At 53.3% G+C, this 18,320-nt stretch carries 14 protein-coding genes; 3 read left to right on the top strand and 11 right to left on the bottom strand.

Annotated features, from left to right (window positions below):
* The first annotated feature begins 428 nt into the window (after positions 1-428).
* On the top strand, positions 429-3,368 hold the full coding sequence (locus EAW52_RS24120; protein ID WP_122044388.1) for a DEAD/DEAH box helicase: 2,940 nt from the start codon (positions 429-431) through the stop codon (positions 3,366-3,368).
* 383 nt (positions 3,369-3,751) lie between these two features.
* Here the strand turns inward: EAW52_RS24120 and EAW52_RS24115 are convergent, their stop codons facing one another.
* Both EAW52_RS24115 and EAW52_RS24110 read right to left on the bottom strand, forming a co-directional pair.
* The gene (locus EAW52_RS24115; protein WP_162997710.1) at positions 3,752-4,171 is read right to left on the bottom strand and encodes a lysozyme inhibitor LprI family protein; all 420 of its coding nucleotides are present in this window, start codon (positions 4,169-4,171) and stop codon (positions 3,752-3,754) included.
* Positions 4,168-5,127, bottom strand: coding sequence for an endonuclease (locus EAW52_RS24110; RefSeq protein ID WP_122044386.1), 960 nt, complete (start codon positions 5,125-5,127; stop codon positions 4,168-4,170). The genes EAW52_RS24115 and EAW52_RS24110 overlap by 4 nt, the downstream gene beginning before the upstream one ends.
* A 214-nt stretch (positions 5,128-5,341) precedes the next feature.
* Here EAW52_RS24110 and EAW52_RS24105 point away from each other — a divergent pair, with 214 nt between their 5' ends.
* Positions 5,342-6,487, top strand: a complete 1,146-nt coding sequence (locus EAW52_RS24105; protein WP_122044385.1) for an RNA-guided endonuclease TnpB family protein — start codon at positions 5,342-5,344, stop codon at positions 6,485-6,487.
* Between the two features lie 18 nt (positions 6,488-6,505).
* Here the strand turns inward: EAW52_RS24105 and EAW52_RS24100 are convergent, their stop codons facing one another.
* The 6 genes from EAW52_RS24100 to EAW52_RS24075 all read right to left on the bottom strand — a co-directional run bounded on the left by EAW52_RS24100 (position 6,506) and on the right by EAW52_RS24075 (position 12,907).
* Complete coding sequence (locus EAW52_RS24100) at positions 6,506-7,084, bottom strand: hypothetical protein (RefSeq protein ID WP_162997709.1); 579 nt, start codon at positions 7,082-7,084, stop codon at positions 6,506-6,508.
* Positions 7,072-7,356: a hypothetical protein gene (locus tag EAW52_RS24095; RefSeq protein ID WP_122044383.1), complete on the bottom strand. Its 285-nt coding sequence runs from the start codon at positions 7,354-7,356 to the stop codon at positions 7,072-7,074. The genes EAW52_RS24100 and EAW52_RS24095 overlap by 13 nt, the downstream gene beginning before the upstream one ends.
* A gap of 279 nt (positions 7,357-7,635) precedes the next feature.
* Positions 7,636-8,979, bottom strand: coding sequence for a D-serine ammonia-lyase (dsdA, locus tag EAW52_RS24090; protein WP_122044382.1), 1,344 nt, complete (start codon positions 8,977-8,979; stop codon positions 7,636-7,638).
* A 53-nt stretch (positions 8,980-9,032) separates the two neighbouring features.
* Positions 9,033-10,565, bottom strand: a complete 1,533-nt coding sequence (locus EAW52_RS24085; protein ID WP_122044381.1) for an amidase — start codon at positions 10,563-10,565, stop codon at positions 9,033-9,035.
* Positions 10,566-10,654: 89 nt separating this feature from the next.
* Positions 10,655-11,590, bottom strand: a complete 936-nt coding sequence (locus EAW52_RS24080; RefSeq protein WP_122044380.1) for a LysR family transcriptional regulator — start codon at positions 11,588-11,590, stop codon at positions 10,655-10,657.
* Between the two features lie 84 nt (positions 11,591-11,674).
* Complete coding sequence (locus tag EAW52_RS24075; protein WP_122044379.1) at positions 11,675-12,907, bottom strand: MFS transporter; 1,233 nt, start codon at positions 12,905-12,907, stop codon at positions 11,675-11,677.
* A gap of 1,021 nt (positions 12,908-13,928) precedes the next feature.
* On the opposite strand from EAW52_RS24075, the gene EAW52_RS24070 reads away from it, so the two are divergent.
* Positions 13,929-15,389 (top strand): NAD-dependent succinate-semialdehyde dehydrogenase, encoded by a 1,461-nt coding sequence (locus EAW52_RS24070; RefSeq protein WP_122044378.1) that lies wholly within the window; start codon positions 13,929-13,931, stop codon positions 15,387-15,389.
* A 174-nt stretch (positions 15,390-15,563) separates the two neighbouring features.
* Here EAW52_RS24070 and EAW52_RS24065 read toward each other — a convergent pair whose 3' ends face one another.
* The 3 genes from EAW52_RS24065 to gabT form a co-directional block, all read right to left on the bottom strand.
* Positions 15,564-16,055 carry an Lrp/AsnC family transcriptional regulator gene (locus tag EAW52_RS24065; RefSeq protein ID WP_122044377.1) on the bottom strand — a complete coding sequence of 164 codons (492 nt, stop codon included), beginning with the start codon at positions 16,053-16,055 and terminating at the stop codon, positions 15,564-15,566.
* Positions 16,056-16,094: 39 nt separating this feature from the next.
* Positions 16,095-16,784, bottom strand: coding sequence for a haloacid dehalogenase (locus EAW52_RS24060; RefSeq protein ID WP_122044376.1), 690 nt, complete (start codon positions 16,782-16,784; stop codon positions 16,095-16,097).
* A 118-nt stretch (positions 16,785-16,902) separates the two neighbouring features.
* Positions 16,903-18,192, bottom strand: coding sequence for a 4-aminobutyrate--2-oxoglutarate transaminase (gene gabT / locus EAW52_RS24055; RefSeq protein WP_122044375.1), 1,290 nt, complete (start codon positions 18,190-18,192; stop codon positions 16,903-16,905).
* Positions 18,193-18,320 lie beyond the last annotated feature (128 nt).

The raw sequence follows: 18,320 nt of genomic DNA, 5'->3' as shown, positions 1-18,320 counted from the left end.
TCTGCGAGTCTGTACAATATTGCCATCAGCCCTGACTGATTTTAATGGCGCATCAATTCCAGTGTCTTTACACCGTTAATTGGCCTTAGACTTTCTTCCAGGATCAATCAAATGTAAAAAACGGGACGCTGTCCAGCTTCCCTCGTGTATGAGTTTCATGCCTTTAGCCAGGTTGAATTTGGCAGGACCTCACTTCTCTCTATCCATAGAGAGTTTTCGTCCACAGGTCCCTATAGGCCTGATTTGAACACATGCTGCATGTGGCTAGCTATCGGCCAGGAGCAGCCACTACAGTTCAGCAACCCTGCGACGCTGCTTGACCAGCCTTGTCCTTATGTCTAAACCTGTAAGATCATGCAATAAATAGGGGCGTGCCACCATTACGCCATCTTAGCCAAGAAGTCATTTCATGCTCTTAGGTAATCGCCATGGACGACGTAGCTATAACATATTTGGATGTGTACCAGAGCTGGCAAAACCATCTATTCAATTTCAGCCTGGACGACCCGGAGACCAAGGTGCCTGGCCTGCGAAAGCCGCAATTAGCCGCGCTTTACGCTACCCTTGGTCATCTAGTGGTCGACCCTACAACTACGGCAACCGTTGTAATGCCCACCGGCACAGGGAAAACCGACACAATGCTCGCACTGATAATCGCAGCGAGAATGAGTCGGACACTGATCCTTGTACCTTCGGACGCCCTCAGAGCTCAATTAGTGAGCAAGGCCGCGGAGATGAAAACGCTCCGTACTGTGGGGGCCGTATCGGACACGGCGTGCAATCCCGTTGTTGCTGCCATCGATTCAAAGCTGTCTGAGCCGAAGGTTGCTGAATTGGCTACTGCCAACATCATTGTGGCTACCCCTCAGGCCCTGCTGCTATTCGAAAACGCCGCCTTGGGGGCGCTGGTGAACATGTGCAGTCACCTGATGATCGATGAGGCTCACCATGTCGTAGCAGCCAGTTGGAATCGGATCAAAACTGCCTTCAGGGGCAAACCCTGTATTCAGTTCACAGCGACGCCATTCCGGGAGGATGGCATAGCTCTGGCCGGCAAGATCATCTACAACTACCCGCTCCGGGATGCGCAGCTTGATGGCTATTTCAAAGGCATTGAGTTTCATCCGGTACGAGAGTACAACCTTAAGCTGTCCGACCAGGCCATCGCAGACAAGGCTGTTGAGCTACTCCGGGCTGACCTCAAGGCAGGCTATAACCATTTGATGATGGTGCGGGCTAAGTCGCACAAGCGGGCGGCAGACCTGTTTGAGATTTACAAGCAGCACCTCGATCTCACGCCAGTATTGATTCACAGCAAGGTTCCGAACCAAGCCCGAGTAATGGCGGAAATCGTCGAGAAGAAGCACCGGATCATCGTCTGCGTCGACATGCTTGGCGAAGGCTTCGACCTGCCTGAGCTCAAAATCGCCGCCATTCATGATCAACATCAAAGCCCTGCAGTGACGCTCCAGTTCATTGGCCGGTTGACGAGGGTTGATGCCGCCCTTGGTGATGCCAAGTTCGTGGCGAATATCGCTAACCAGAAGACCGATCATCAGATGGCAGATCTCTATAAGGAGAGCGCTGATTGGGGGGCAGTCATTCGCAACGTGAGCGAGCAAAAGGTCAGCCGGGAAATTGAGAAGGCGGACTTCAACGAGCAGTTTGCTGACGGTGACGATGCCCAAATGATTTTTGGGTTGAACCCGAACCCCAAGATCAGCGCCGTGGCGTATCACGTCTCCCCCAAAGACTGGACACCACAGCGTGCGCAGGGGCTGGATGGGCGCAGAGAAACACTGCAGTACATCTCCATTAATGACCAAGCCGATACCGTCATTGCCGTGACTAGGCGAGAGTCGCTGGTTGGGTGGGCTCAGACCGAAGAAATCGTCGATACCAACTGGAATCTGTACATTGCCTTCTATAACAAGGCGCAGAAAACCCTGTTCATTCACACCTCAGGTGACGATACCCAGTCAACTCGCTTTCTTAACCTGGTAGCCAAAGCCCCTCGCCGCATCAATGGCGAGCCGACCTTCCGCACGCTCCACAACATCAAGCTGATGAAGCTGCAGAACGTTGGCCTATCACGCGCCCGGAAAGACCTGCGGTTCACGATGCACGTGGGGCGCGATATCAATCAAGTGATCAGTGACATCGAGAAGGGCAACGCGACAAAATCCAACATCTTTGCAACCGGTTTTGAGGATGGAGACCGAACTACCGTGGGCTGCTCGCACAAAGGAAAGATCTGGGAGATGAACTCCTCTCCGATAAACTACTGGGTCGAGTGGTGCAAGCGCATGTCGGTCAAACTCAACGACAACACCATCGACCCTTCTGACGTACTCAAAAATGTCATGCGTGTTGAGCAAATCAAGGGCAGCTGGCCAGAAGGACTGTTTTACGCAGACTGGCCTGAGTCGATCGTAATCGAAAACGAGCAAAGGATCTCGCTGCATTTTCAAGGAGAGACTTTCAACCTTCTCGACGTCGAGCTTGGTAAGCCTGAGTACAGTGGCGCTCAGACGCTGGATATCCCCGTCTTGGTCGCGTGTGATAATGGCGAGGAGCGTCGCCTCACTTCCATTACCATCAAGTTGTTGGAAGATGGATACAAGACCTCCTGCCCAGGTGTGAAGATTCTTTACCCCCACGAAATGCCACTGGACTCCTACTTGGATGGAGAGCCGCTTGTATTGCTCAAGGTCGACGGTTCCATGGTGCAGGGCAATTACCGTCAGTATTCGCTCAACAGCATGGATGCAAAACTGCCTACCGGTTTGCTCGAACCCTGGAATTGGGGAGCAACGAAAATCCATCAAGAGTCCATGCGTGCGGAGCGACGTGAGGATTCTGTTCAAGGCTTCACCTTTGCCAAAATCGCTGACGACTACTCAATCGTCTTCAACGATGACGGCAAAGGCGAAATCGCTGACCTAGTGGCAATCCGGGAAAGCAAGGACGTTATCTACGTTGACCTCTACCACTGCAAATTCTGCCCAATGGTTGATGGCGTAGCCGTGCCCGGGGCGCGCGTCGCCGACGTCTATGAGGTATGCGGCCAGGCGTCGAGATCGGTGAAGTGGCTGTACACTGGCGATAAGTTCTTCAACCGACTGATGGATCGCTACCAGCAATCACTGCTTAAAGACTTCGACCGAATCCTGAAAGGCACGCCTCAGCAGCTGGAGATACTGCGCAACAAATGTCACGACCACGAGCTAATCTTCAAATTTGTGATCGTGCAACCCGCGATATCAGCGAAGAAGGTATCGAAGGAGCAGCTTGCCGTCTTGGGAACGAGCTACTCGTATATCAAAAGCATCTCAGGCTCGGATATCAGGGTCATTGTTAGCCCTTAATCGACTTGCATCAGCGGAATTGCATCTGGTTCCGCTGATGACATGCTGTGACCACGCCTCCGATACCTACTTCGCCTTTGCTGCTCAGGCTTGTGGCAGCCTGAATCGCCCTAAATCTCCTATGTACTCGAATGACCCCTTCTGGCCGGTATCAGCCACACAGTGCTGGTAGTTACAGGTCGTCCAAACAAATTAATTGGACACGATCAAGGCTCTACGTAACGGCTCTTATGATCACGACTTTCCTACCTCAGCTCCCTGAGGATGAAGTAAAGGCATGGCTAGTTGTCCTATAGCCAAAACATGTAGCCCGCGCAGGGCTGCTAATAGAAATGACTGAGAGACTTTATGTAGCTCTATCTAACAGCCTTTACCTAATGATGTTACTCTTCATCATACAGCTTGCCTTGGAGATAGATCTTTTCAAGAAACCGTATCCTCTCGGACGTCATCTCGCCTAGACATATCTCCCGGTCCTCGTTGCGTGATAGGCCTCCACTCATCAAGGTGTAGTAGGCCTCGCAATTGTCGTCTCTAAACTTCAACCACGCTCGTTGGCTTTGCCTTAAACTCTGGCTTAGCTCTTCTTTGGGTACTAGTCCGCCATCAAAGCCACCCGAGTCAATCTTGTGCATGATGTCGCGATAGGTTCTATTGAGTTTCGTGTCAACTGACTCCTCGGAGTCAGACGTGACACAGCGCTCCTTGCATTGCTCCTGCGCTTGTGCCTGAAAGACGATGCCCGCTATAGCGATCAGGGCCAGAAGGGCCTGCTTTACTCGTATGGATCGATGTCTTGTCACTTGCAGTTACCTGCCTTTCGATATCCAGCCGCCTGCGCCTCAGCTTCGGAGCTGAACGGTACCTGATTCTTGGCCGAGACCTTGGTATAGCTTGGGCATCCCTGAGGCAAATGATAGATGTGGCTATTCTTGTTACCAATAATAGTCTCAGACGATACAGAGTTGCTAGTATTAGCCGGCTGGGCAGCCTTCTGATTTCGTGCCGGAATCGGGCTGACGATACCCTCCCCTATCGGCTTGTACCCCAGGGTCCATTGGCGCTCACCGGTTACGAACGGGTTGTGGTGGCCCATCACTGCGGCAATACGGTTATCCCGCTCCTTTTCCCAGGCGGTAACGGGATACTGCCTGTCCCAGGCCATGAGGAGCTGCTGTTGCTGGCGCGACATGGAAAGATCATACCGATCGTACATGTAGAACGTTACCCGAGCCGTCAGGCCCTTGACCTCATCGCGGGGCTCAGCTGAGCGACCGGCAAAGTCGACTTTCGTCTTGCACTGCCCATACTGCGGTGCCACACCGCTCACCATGCCGTACTGGTAGTTGCTGCGATCGCCATTGACCTCGCCCACCGAGGGGTAGAGGTTGAAGATATCCGCTTCCATGGCGCGAAAGACCGGATCGTCCGCAACACAGTTCTTGCGCCCGCCGTTCTGCCAGCACTGGCGCTGGTGACCAAATATCCAGGCGGGGACGATATGCTCCCACTCGACGCGCTCGGCCCGGTTCTGCTGCGAGCGCGTTTGATAGCCACAGGACGCCAGGTCAATGCGTCCACCCGACTTGCCGGTCCAGGTCCAGTGACAGCCGCAATACAGCTCACCTTGAGCGCTGCTGCCCTGGTCGAAATAGACCTTTTGCTTGGCCACAACCTTAGCCTCAGTAAAAGTAGCAGGTGGTGCGGCCTGAACGGCAAAGGATAAGAGCAAAGCAAGGGAGAGAAGGACTTCTTTCATTACAGTATGCAAGGCAAACGAGACGGACCGGCATTATAGAGGGTGGTCAGGGATTATGCTGGCGGGAAGGTCTCTCGGCGATCATCAGTCTTGCGCGAGATACCCCGTACTTCTAGTGCGGAGAGGGATAGCGCGGCGCGCAAAGCGTGCCCTTTTATCGCTTCCTGCTAAGGGCCAATTTCTATCTCACATCAAGTTTTGTATGTTGTAAGGCATGACTAAACGCGCCTACAGATACCGGTTCTACCCAACGCTTGAACAAGCAGAGCTGCTTGCAAAGACGTTTGGCTGCGTGCGTTTGGTCTATAACACAGTGCTTCGCTGGCGTACCGATGCGTTCCATAAGGAGCAGCAGAAAGTCGGCTACTCTGCGGCTAGTGCCTATCTGACGGCCCTAAAGAAACAGCCGGAACTGGCATTCCTGAATGAAGTTTCCTGCGTTCCTCTTCAGCAGTCCTTGCGCCACCAGCAGAGTGCATTCAAGAACTTTTTTGAAGGACGGACCAAGTACCCCACCTTCAAGAAAAAGCGAAACCATCAATCGGCTGAATTCACCGCCTCGGCGTTCAAGTACCGGGACGGCGAGCTGTTTCTGGCGAAAAGCAGCGAACCTCTGAATATCCGCTGGAGTCGTGCCCTGCCGTCTGTCCCTTCTACCGTGACGGTTTCAAGGGATGCAGCCGGGCGCTACTTCGTCTCGTGCCTGTGTGAATTTGAGCCACAAGCCTTGCCGGTCACGCCGAAAATGATCGGTATCGACATGGGCTTGAAAGACCTGTTTGTACCTTCCGAAGGCGAGCCGTTTGCCAATGCTCGCCATACCGCTAAATATGCCTCTCGTCTGGCACTGGCACAACGCCGTCTGAGCCGTAAAAAGCTCGGCTCTGCCAATCGAGTCAAGGCCCGCCAGAAGGTTGCGAGGATTCACGCCAGGATCTCTGATTGCCGACTCGACGGTTTGCACAAGCTGTCACGCAGACTAATCAACGAAAACCAAGTGGTCTGTGTCGAAAATCTTGCTGTAAAAAACATGATCAGAAATCCCAGGCTAAGCAAAGCTATCGCTGACGCGGGCTGGGGTGAACTGGTCCGCCAGCTGCAATACAAGGGTGCCTGGGCAGGCAGGCAAGTGGTCGCCATAGACCGCTGGTTTCCCAGCTCAAAGCGTTGTTCTGGCTGTGGGTTTGTAATGGACTCGATGCCGCTTAGTGTCCGCTCTTGGGTTTGCCCTCAATGCAAGGCAGAACATGACCGCGACGTGAATGCCGCACTTAATATCAAAGCGGCCGGGCTGGCCGTGTTAGCCCTTGGAGCGAATGTAAGCGGCAGAGGTCAAGTACCTGTGTCCTGTTTGCAGTGAATTGGGAATCCCCGTCCTTCAGGGCGGGGAGCAGTCAAGAGTCGTCTTGCAATACAGGCAATCCTCGTGGTTACAAGGGATGTCCCTAAGCTCACGGACACGAGGAAACTGATGACGTACCCAAGGAGCCAGTACCGAGTTGCCACCCGAAACACGAAGCCAGGCGAGCGCATAGGCCAAAGGCCAGCGAAGCGTTGGATCCCCAAGCTCTGTGCTGATCAAGCGCTTCAGTCGAGTCCTGCAAGCCTTGAGGTCGCGCTCAAGCGTTGGATCGTTTTCACGCAGCAGATCTGGAAGTAGCGTTTGAAGTTCAGTAAGGGGTAAAGGCCTATCTCCAGTAATCGCCTGGAAGAGCTGCCCTAAGGCGCCTTGCTCGTCTCCTAGCAGGATCTGATAGCACAGCAGCTCCTTTGGATTTAGAGTTTTGAGACGCTCTAGTGCCTCCTGCTGATCCTGAAACAAGGTCAGAGTTGACCGGCAATCCGAGAGGGGCGAATTCAGGCTATCGCGTACCAGCTTGTAGTCCTTGATCAGCCGGTGATACGGATTTTGCGGAAAGGTAATAGGCGACAGGTGCAACGTGTCTATAACAGGCAAATCCAGCAGCCTGAGTGGAAGCTGAGTGGCCTTAAGTATGCTGAGATCTGCTTAACAATGTTGTGACCAAGCACAAATTCGGCGCCATCGCCTAGGACATCAAGCTGCGCTAGTGCCGGACGTGGGTCCTGGCGTACATCCAGCTCAATTGTACTACCGGTATCCGCTCGAAGTGCTCCGAGCTTGTATATCTGCTCAGGCTTGCCATCCTGAGTGGGTATGACTTCCAGATCAAAAACCAGGCAGCCTGGCTTGGGAAAAAGCACCGCCATCTGTAAAACATCCTTGCCTACATCAAACGAGCGTAATCATAGCTCAGCTTGGCGGTTCGGGGTCGTCCTTTCACGGTCTACCAGCGTTTCATCCAGCAGGAGCTCAGCATTGAATGAGTTAGTGACCTGCTGGATCTGATGAATGGCGGCTTGGTTGTATTTCAAAACTCAAGGTGGAGAAGAACTTTAAACCTGCAACATCCGCACGTGACCTTACAACAGTCTGGAATTTAAAAGTCTCGACCGGAGACGGAGAATAAAGCCGCGGCATTAGGACATCTAATGCGCTTCACCTAAATAGGCATCCATTTCAGACGCGGGCACCATGCCGCCACCCGTTGCCCAGATCAGATGGGTTGCGCTAGCGGCAAGGCTATTGCAGAAACCGAGGCGATCAAGGTAGCCCTGGCTTTCATGCAACACATGCGCAACCCCAGGAGCCCCAGCCAACGCAGAAGGCTCCAGCTGTATATCCTCTGTTTGATTGAGCAATCGCAAAAGCATGAGCAGTTCATCATCAGTGACGGTATAGAAGCCATCAAGCATGCGTTGCATCGAACGCCCCACAAAGCCTGAAGGTCGCCCTACTGCGAGACCATCCGCAGCGGTTCGGTTGCTAATACCAAAATCCTGCACCGAAAGCCTGTCATGCAGGCCGGTATACACACCCATCAGCATACAGGGCGATTCGGTGGGCTCAGCAAAAATACAATGGACATGATCGCCAAATGCCAGCTTTAAGCCAAAAGCAATGCCGCCAGGACCGCCGCCCACTCCACAAGGCAGGTAAACAAACAGAGGGTGTTGAGCGTCGACAACAATCCCCTGTTGTTCAAATTGCTGCTTTAGCCGCTCCCCAGCTACTGAATAGCCCAGAAAAAGCGTTTTCGAGTTTTCATCGTCGATGAAATAGCAGTATGGGTCTGCCTGCGCCTGCCTTCTGCCCTGCTCCACCGCCTGACCGTAATCGCCTGCATGCTCGATTACAGTGACACCGTGGGCACGTAGTTTGTCTTTTTTCCATTGTCTGGCGTCAGCTGACATGTGCACGGTTGCCGCAAAGCCAAGACGTGAAGCGGCCATACCAATAGACATACCCAGGTTGCCGGTACTGCCCACTGCGATCTTGTGCGCATTAAACAGCGTGCGGCACGGGTCTTCAGCCATGCAGCGATAGTCATCAGACTGATGCAACAAGCCGCTCTTTAGCGCCAGCTGTTCTGCATGACATAACACCTCATAAATACCGCCGCGTGCCTTTACCGATCCTGAAATCGGTAGATGGCTGTCTTTTTTTAGCAGTAGCCGTACAGGCTTATCGATGCCGTAACGCTCGCAGAGTGCTTGAGCAAAGGAGGGTACGTCCACGAGCTCAGACTCAATGATGCCTTTAGCGGCGGCTACCTCTGAAAAAACCTGTGCCAGTAAAGGGGCGAAGCGCTGCAGACGCTCGCTTGCCTGCCGTACATCCTGGGGGCCCAGCTCAATATCGTTCAAGGCTTCTACCAGCGGTGCAATCTTTGGATTGAACCAGCTAACGGGCTTGCCTGCAAGAATGGGAGTTAGCAATGGGTATTCAGCGGTCCACTCGACCAGGCTTTTTCCATAAACAGTAGTAATCACGATGGCACTCCGGCAGAAGTGTATTCAAGCATTACGGTTTAGATAGACAATCATCAAACCGCGGGGCGACCGTCAGCAACTGACTCATGCAACTCAGCGGACAAGGGCGGATGGGTAACAGGCGTCCACAGATCAACTTTGCTGAGCGCTAGCGCGTTCAGGTCTGGACGTGGCCGCTGTAGCTCAGGAACGTTCTGGCAATAGGCCTCCAAGGCATGCGCAGCAAGCAGTAGCTCCAGGTCACCTCGAAACTTGCCAATAACCTGCATTCCAAACGGCATGCGTAGATGGTCCAAACCCATGGGCATAGAGAGTGCTGGATTAGTTGCCAGAGTTACCACGTATGTCAGGGCCAACCAGCGGTAGTAGTTTTCCAGCGGGACACCGTTGATACGGTCCAGGTAGGGCTGCTCCCATGGAAAGGCCGAAACAGGCGTAGTAGGCGACAATATCAGATCATATTGATCAAACAGCTTTTGGAACCGCCGAAAAATACGGGTTTGCTCTGCACTGGCCCATACGCAGTCCCTGAGCGACATCTGTATGCCCATTTCATAATTAGCCCGCGGATTTGGGCCTAGCGAGTCAGGATCGCTTTCATAGGCAGCCTGCAGGCTACCAACAAACGCTTCGGCCCGTACCACGTCAAAGCAGCGATGAGCATGCTGCATGTCAACTTCGATTTCTTCGCAGCTCGCAAATACATGCCTCAGGCTGGCAATCTTGTCACGAAACACCTGCCGGATGTCATTATCGACATCACATACCCCGAAGTCCTCGGTATAGCCCACCCGTAGGCGGGACAAATCAACAGCAGGCAAGCCTTCCATGGAGGGTGTCATTGCAAAGTTGTAACTCAAAGGATCGTTGGGCGCTACGCCTGCCGTTGCGGCTAACTGAAGCCAGGTGTCGGCCACATTGCGTCCCATTGGACCAACTACCGAAATTGGAGTCCAGCCCAGTAGCTTGCGCTCGCTGGGCACAAGGCCAGGAGAGGTACGAAGACCCACAACACCGCATTTTGCTGCCGGAATACGTAATGACCCTCCAGTGTCAGATCCACTGCACAATGGCACCATATTGGCAGCCAGGGCTGCAGCAGCGCCACCCGATGAGCCGCCAGCGTTAAGGCTTGGGTTGAATGGGTTACCCGTGGCTCCCCAGACTGGATTACGTGTGTTGGCGCCCGCGCCCATCTCCGGCACGTTTGTTTTGCCAACCACGATGGCGCCTGCTGCACGAATTCGGCGTACCAACTCATTGTCCTGACCTGGTAGATTGGCACGAAACAAGGGAGAGCCATACGTTGTGAGTAGGCCTTCAGTTTCCTCCAGATCCTTGACTCCGATTGGCAGCCCGCTAAGCAGGCCACGTGGCTCACCACGTGCAATAGCCTTTTCAACGGCTCGGGCCTCTTGGCGGGCGCGCTCGAATGAGGTAGCACAAAAGGCATTTATCTTCGGGTTGTATTGTTCAATGCGTGAAATGCAGGCCTCCAGCACCTCGACAGGTGAGACCTTATGCGAATCCATCAGGACTTTAAGTTCTACCGCGCCCATATCGGCCAGTTCATTTGCGTTAGCCATCAGGTCCATCCTGCGAGAAAAGTTGAAGGGAGATTAGGAATACCCAGCGCCTGCAACAACCAACATATTTAGAAAGCAGCCATGCTGTTTCAGGAAGGCTCAAGGCTTGGCAATCCCTCATTACAGGACAGAACCTTTTTCATATGTTCGATAAACGCCTGCATGGGGCCTGGCAGCTGTCTTCGCGCCAGAGTCTGAATCTCAATTGAGCGTACGTTGTCAGAGAATTCAGGTACTGCCAGAGCTTTGAGCTGGTTAGCGTTAAGTCGATGACGTACAAACAGCGCTCCTGCGAATGTCACCGCACTGCCCGACAGGGCAAATTGCACTAAGGTCTCCAGACTGTCGGAATCCATAATGCTCTTGTAGATAAGGCCCTCCCGGCTGCAATAGATATCCAATAGCTGACGCAAGGTGCTATTGGGACCAGGTAAGGCCAAGGGATAAGTCACAATTTCCTTGAGCGAGACATCTTGGCATGACGCCAACGGGTGACCCGGTGCAACTAAGGCCAGTACTGGCGCAGGTTGGGTATAGGCAACACTGATTCCCTTGGCTGCACCCAAACTGAAGCAAAGGCCTATGTCTGCCTGAGCCTCGCGTACCAGGCGGGTGACTTCCTGAGCTGACGCCACCTGGATTTGATAGGTACTTTGCTGCCCCGCCAAGCGAAACTGCGCTATTGCGTCTGGCAAGCAATGAGGCGCAAACCCTTCCGTACAGGCAATCTTGATAAGTGATTCCGACTGTTGCCGAAGAGCTTTGATTTCATTTCCTACCAGCTCGGCGTCCAGCAGCGTACGACGCGCATAGCCGGCCAGGAGTTCGCCTGCAGCAGTCAGGATGACCCCGCGGGATTGACGCTCGAAGAGAGTGGTCTGTAACTCACTTTCCAGGCGACTGATCTGACGGCTGATGGCCGAGGGAACCACATGCAGACGCGTTGCCGCTTCACTGATGGAACCGCTATTGACCACCTGCAGAAAGTAACGCACGGCAGTCTCGCTAAGGATGCGGGCACTCATTGGAGTTGAGCTCTCTGGATAAGGGAGACAGTATCCTAACCGAGTCTCCCCATGAGCTAAGGCCTTGTACGCAGCGGCCATTCGTTAGGCCTCATAGGCATTAGCCAGTTGTATTTCCCTGACCTTACGGGGGCTAATCGATGCGCTAACCAGGGCAGAGATGGTTACCGCACTCAATAAGAACAGGAACGCTGAGTCGTAACTGTTGTAATAAGCCACTAGAAATCCGATGGCCATTGGGGAAATAAAGCCCGCCAGCTGGCCACCAAAGTTGACCATACCAATACCGGTACCTACTAGCCGCTGTGACAGTATCTTGGTGGGTAATGCAAAGGCAGTTGCGAACACAAAAGACTTGAAGAAATAGGCGGCGGTCTGAAAAGCGATTACCTGGGCGGTTGTCTGGGCCTCGTACATTCCATAAACAAAGGCACCTGTGAGTACGCAGCTCCCCATCATCAGGAATTTCTCTTTGCCGTCAAAGAAGCGTGTCATCAACCAGCCGCCCATGGCGGTCGCCACACTGGCTGCGATAAATGGAAGAGGCACCAGAAAACCTACAGTTTTAAGATCCAAACCGCGAGCAGTCAGAAGATACATTGGCATCCATGCATCCAGCCCCTTATTAACCAGGCTCAGGCAAAACCACACCAGTACTATCTTCCAGAGCAGTGGCATGCGTAGCAGCTCTTTGGCACCGACTCTTGCACTAGGTGCACTATGCGCAGGCTCCTCTATCACTTTGGTGGTACGCCTTACTGAAAGTGCGTAAAACACGGCAAAGACGATGCCGGCTAAGCCTATAGCCAGAAAAACATCTCTCCAGCCTAACCACAGGATCATGGGTGCAATGATCAGTGGTGCAACGAAACTACCCACATAGTTGGATGAGATCATCAGGCCCGCCATCTTGGGGCGCTCAGCTCTAGGGTAAATTTCGGCAACACCCTTTACCGCAGAGGAGGGATAGCTGCCCTCCCCTAGCCCAAACAAAAATCGGATTAGCAGGAGCGATGTGAGTGACCAGGCGAGTCCGGTCAAGACTGTGAATACAGACCAAAGGCCTATAGAAACAACAATAACAACCTTGCTGCCGAACCTGTCAGCAAGCCAGCCACCCGGTATCTGCATTGCAGCGTAGCCAAGATAAAACGCACTGAGCACTACTCCAAGCTGAGCAGGGCCAACATCAAAGTCTTTACCAATATGGGCCAAGGCCAGCGAGATAGCTGAACGGTCTATATAAGAGATCATGTATCCCAGATACAGAAGAACAAAAACAAACAGCGGGCTATGCAAAAACTTTGAGGATTTCATAAGGGTTGCCCTAGCGCTAAGGTTGCTCGTGTAGGGCTATGGTGGGCAGCTATCAAAGGGGCAACAAGTGATAATTTGAGAGCTTAGCGTTGCCCTTTTTTCAAAGCACTTTAGCGGTGCAAGGGCACTAATAAGGGGCGCTTATAACCCTATAAAAATGCCCGTTGTGCCTCAGTTGAGTGCGCTATTCACGCTGTTATTCGTGTTATACACCTGACTCCTAGGAAACTTTTTTAATTAAGGTGTTTGAGTTTTAAAAGGAGCCGTTGTGATTTGCTACCTCAACTTCGGTGCTGGGGTCTGGAAAGAAAAGGTTTGGTTAGGTAAAGAGCTATGGCTGCTTATGCTCTAGCAGGAGGAAGAAGCCAGTCGGTATTTGGCCTTTTGATCAAGCGCTGTTATATATGCTCCTGTTTAAGCGAGACGTAATGATCAGTCCTTTGGCGACCTGCTTGATGGTGCGATTTCTGTGCTCTGCTTGGCAGTAAGCTAGGAATGAAAAAGCCAGATTAGTTGAGGTATATCAAACATACGCAAGGTCCCAGATAGGTAGGCATGCCTAACCTCTAGAAAGGCATGAACCAGGCAAACTAGAGCATACCCGGTAAGGCTTTGTGCTCACCCGGCATTGGCGAATACTTCAGATGGCTCAGAGATAGAGTTCTGTCTTACCGCGGTCGAGGGACCCGTTCTGGTACCCTGCCCTACCAGACCTCTTGACCCTCTTCGCCCGATTAGACCTTGCTAGTTGTCAGAAGCGTGCCCGGCTTTGCGCTATGCCTGGCTTGTACTGCCCAACCTACCGCCACCTCCTCAGACTAGCCGAAGTCTTACCGACGCCTATGCTTTTAGCTGGCATGCGCGGGACCTGTTTCCCGTACACACGCCATAGCTGTTCAGCAGCCTTTGCTGTAACTATTCCTAATACAGCATCTCCGTTTGCCATCTGGTGCAAAACGGCACAGGTGCATCGCAGTTTTTTTCTAGACTTTTTTTACTATTCCACAGAAAGAACCCTGCGATGCTTATCTCACGCCTGAAAGATCCTTCCCTCCTCGTCAACATGGCCTACGTCGATGGTAACTGGATAGATGCCGACGATGGCACTACTGTAGCTGTACTCAACCCAGCCGACGGTCAGCACGTCGCGCACGTCCCTTCGCTAGGGGCTACCGAGACTAATCGTGCCATCGAGTCAGCCCACACTGCATGGAAGCAGTGGCGTCAGGTGACTCCAGCCGAGCGCAGTAAGCTGCTGGAGAAATGGCATGATCTGATCCTGCAGAACCTGGAGGATCTTGCCCAGATCATGACCGCAGAACAGGGCAAGCCCCTCGCTGAAGCACGTGGAGAAATTCTGTATGGCGCAAGCTTTATCAAGTGGTTTGCTGAGGAGGCACGCCGTATCTACGGCGATACTATTCCTGCCCCTACGCCTGACCGACGCATTATCACACTGAAACAACCAGTGGGTGTGGTAGCAGCGATAACACCCTGGAATTTTCCCAACGCCATGATCACTCGCAAATGCGCTCCAGCTCTGGCCGCAGGGTGTACGGTGGTTGTAAAACCTTCAGATTTAACTCCGCTTTCTGCCTTGGCATTGGCCGTGCTGGCTGAGCGTGCCGGGTTTCCCAAGGGAGTCCTCAATGTGGTTACTGGTATGCCTGAAGATATTGGCTCCCAGCTCACTGAAAACCCGCAGGTACGCAAGCTGTCGTTCACTGGCTCGACAAAGACTGGCCAGCGGCTGATGACTCAGTGCGCTGATAGTATCAAGCGCCTGAGCCTGGAGTTGGGAGGTAATGCCCCCTTTATCGTATTTGACGACGCCAATCTGGAGCTGGCTATTGCCGGAGTCATGCAAAGCAAGTTTCGTAACGCCGGCCAGACCTGTGTGTGCGCTAACCGGATTCTTGTACAGGAAGGTATTTATGAGCGGTTTGCCGAGCGCCTGGCCACTGAAGTGGCACAGCTCAAGACCGGTAGTGGGCTTGACCCAGACGTAAATCTTGGCCCGTTGATCACTGCTGCTGCCGTCAACAAGGTCTCGGCACACATCAGCGATGCGCTGGAAAAAGGCGCGACCCTGCTCGTGGGTGGCTTGCCAGAGCACAGAGATCTATTTGTAAAACCTACAATTTTGCTGGACGCCACGGCAGAAATGCTGATCGCCAATGAGGAGACCTTTGGCCCCGTCGCGGCGCTGTTTCGCTTCACAACTGAAGAGCAGGCCATAGAGATGGCTAATGCTACGCCCTATGGCCTCGGCTCCTATTATTTCACTCAGGACATGGGCCGCTCCTGGCGCATGGGCGAAGCGTTGGAATTTGGTATGGTCGGTCTTAACACCGGGATGATTTCCATGGAAGTTGCCCCGTTTGGTGGCATGAAACTCTCTGGAATCGGCCGTGAGGGCTCCAAGTACGGCCTGGACGAATTCCTTGAGGTCAAAGCCTGGCACATCGGTGGGCTAACGTAGCCGACGCTAACAGGAAGAGTCCTGGCAGCCAGCATGCTTTCGAGCCAGTGCTAAAGAGGCGCTGGCGCTCATGTATAACCGAGGCGCCAACCTTTCCTGAAATGGCGCCCTTGCTTAACCAAGGTATGGAAGCAGCTTGTTTGTTGACGGCCTCTCCAGCCCCCAAGTCCAGGATCAGCCTGCCTTGATTAAGCTACGTAGAGGCATTGCATTCTTGATGACGGGAGACTTGATCACGATGTAGCTGAAGTATTTTTCAATGCCGATATTGCGATCAAGGATCGATTCCATCAGCTCCTGATAGTGCTGGATACTGCTCGTGATGAAGCGAACCAGATAGTCATAACCGCCACTGATAAGGTGGCATTCCGTAACCTCGTCGATACCTCGGATATAGGACTCAAACTTAATAAAATCGGCGCGTTTATGATCGGAGAGGGTGACTTCAGTAAAGACCGTAACAGAGTTGGCAAACTTGGCCAGGTTCACATGGGCCTCATATCCCGTGATATAGCCTGCCGCCTCCAGACGCTTGACCCTTTGCAAGCACGGACTGGGCGAGAGTCCGACCGCTTCCGCCAGACAGACATTTGTCATGCGTCCGTCCTTTTGCAGCTGTACCAGGATATTGATGTCGATTCGATCCAGTTTAAGGGCAGCATCCATACATTCTTACCTCATTTACCATGCTCGTTAGACAAACCGTCAGGCCCGTAGAGCAATCTGATGGGCATACACCAGATCGGCCAGACTCGCATACTCACAACGTCTACCTTCCATGGCCTGTTCCGAATGGCTCCACGGTTCTGCATGGCGGCGACGCAACGTGCAGAGTGGAAAGTCCACCAGATCACTCCAGGGATCGTCACTGTCCGTACTGCGAATCGGCAGCAGTTCCGACCGTTCAAGCCTTAATGAATCCAGCGCGGTTGCCAGCGCATCTCTGAGGTTCCCGCCTCGATTCTCCACAATTGCATCAAACGTGACAGGCAATCGTGCCGCCATAGCTGATGCATCACCTGAATCAAGCGGCGAGATCAGAATTAAGCGATAAAACTTGCTTAGATACTGAAGCGCGCCTGGAGCATCTTCAAAGATAGGCCACCGGTGAACTGCTGTACCAAAGGCCAGACTGTCGTCCCAGTCAGGTTCAATCTGCAATTCACGAGCCAGTTGGCGATATATCTGGCAATGGAGCGCCGCTTGGCTGATGTCAGGTGCTGCGTTTCTTAGCTCAGCGGTCAGGCGCCGATAGGCCGCCATTAACCATTGCGGCGATGTGGTGGCCTGAAAGCGCACCAACAATGGGCGTAGAGCCTCCAAAACGCCTACCTGGCGGTCGATCAAGGTTCCATAGCAGGTAAAGCCAAGCGCCTTATAATGAGTGATTCGCATAGGAAAGCTCCGGATGCCGCCACTCGGCAAAGATCCTGAGGAGGCGATAGCCCTTCGGACTCGCGGATATAGGCCTGCGAGCAAACGGCTGTAAATATGATGCAAGAAAAACGTAACCTTATGCACATACCTTGGTTAACGCCTTGTCGAGCATGTGCAAAGCCTCGGCCAATTGCGCTTCGGTTGTTACCAACGGTGCCAGGAAGCGAATAACGTTACGGTGTACACCGCACTTGATAACCAACAGACCCGCCAGGCGAGCCTCGTCGATGACGCGCTGAGCTAACAACGCGTCGGGGGTCACCCCATCGTCCATAACCATTTCAATCGCTTGCATAAATCCTAATCCACGGGCTTCACCAATTGCGTTGTAGCGCAACTGCAGTGCAGATAGCCCCTCGCCTAGTTGTCTAGCAAGACGCTCCCCTTTTTCCAGGAGGCCTTCCTCTTCGAAGAGATCAAGCACTGCAAGGGCAGCAGCGCAGGCTACGGCGTTACCGCCATAGGTCCCTCCTAGCCCGCCCGGTAGCGGAGCGTCCATGATTTCGGCGCGTCCAACCACGCCGGAAAGCGGCATTCCCCCCGCCAGGCTCTTGGCCACGGTCACCACATCCGGCTGGATACCGGCATGCTCAAAGGCAAACATCTTGCCGGTCCGGCCAAAGCCTGTTTGAATTTCATCAAGAATCAGCACGATCCCGTGGCGTGTGGCAAGCTCACGCAGGGCTTGCAAAAACTCCGGAGGCGCGGGCAGAAATCCTCCGTCCCCTTGGACCGGCTCGACAAGAATAGCCGCCACCCGATCTGGGGCGATCTCGGTATGAAAGAGCTGTTCCAGTTCTGCCAGCGCCTGGGCAGAGGTAATGTGACGGAAACGATCGGGATATGGCGCATGGAAGATCTCGCCCGGGAAAGGTCCAAAGTTCTGCTTGTACGGTTGGCTAAAGCCGGTGAGCGTCACACCAAGCAAGGTACGCCCGTGAAATCCGCCTCTAAAGGCAATGACTGCAGAGCGATTGGTATAACTTCTCGCAATCTTAATAGCATTTTCAACCGCTTCGGCCCCGGATGTCAGAAGCACGGTCTTATAGGGATTCCCCCCACCCACTAGCCGATTGAGCCGTGCAGCTACTTTCAGATAGGGCTCGTACGCCATCACCTGAAAACTGGCATGTGAGAGTGCACCGACCTGTTGCCGCACGGCCTCGACGACACGCGGATGATTGTGTCCTGTGTTGAGAACGCCGATCCCGCCTACAAAGTCCAGGTAGCGCTTGCCGTCGACATCCCAGAGTTCTGCCCCCAAGGCACGGGCAGCAACGACTGGATGGGCGGTGATAATACCGCGCGGCACGTTTTGCTCACGCAGAGCAAGCAGAGACTGACTTGGAAGGGCAGCTGCATTCATCTTGTGTTCCTCATGAAACTCATAGGCATTAGCGACCAGAGCAGCTTAAGCCTCACCAAGCGACGCTAACGCTGAAGTGTCAGCCCTGAACATACAGATTGACTGTTTTGCTACACCACGACGGCATA

Origin of the sequence: Pseudomonas sp. LTJR-52 (assembly GCF_003691465.1) — a bacterium.
Lineage (GTDB): Bacteria > Pseudomonadota > Gammaproteobacteria > Pseudomonadales > Pseudomonadaceae > Chryseomonas > Chryseomonas luteola.
Note: the sequence above shows the minus strand (reverse complement) of the source record. Positions and strands in the feature narration are given on the sequence as shown.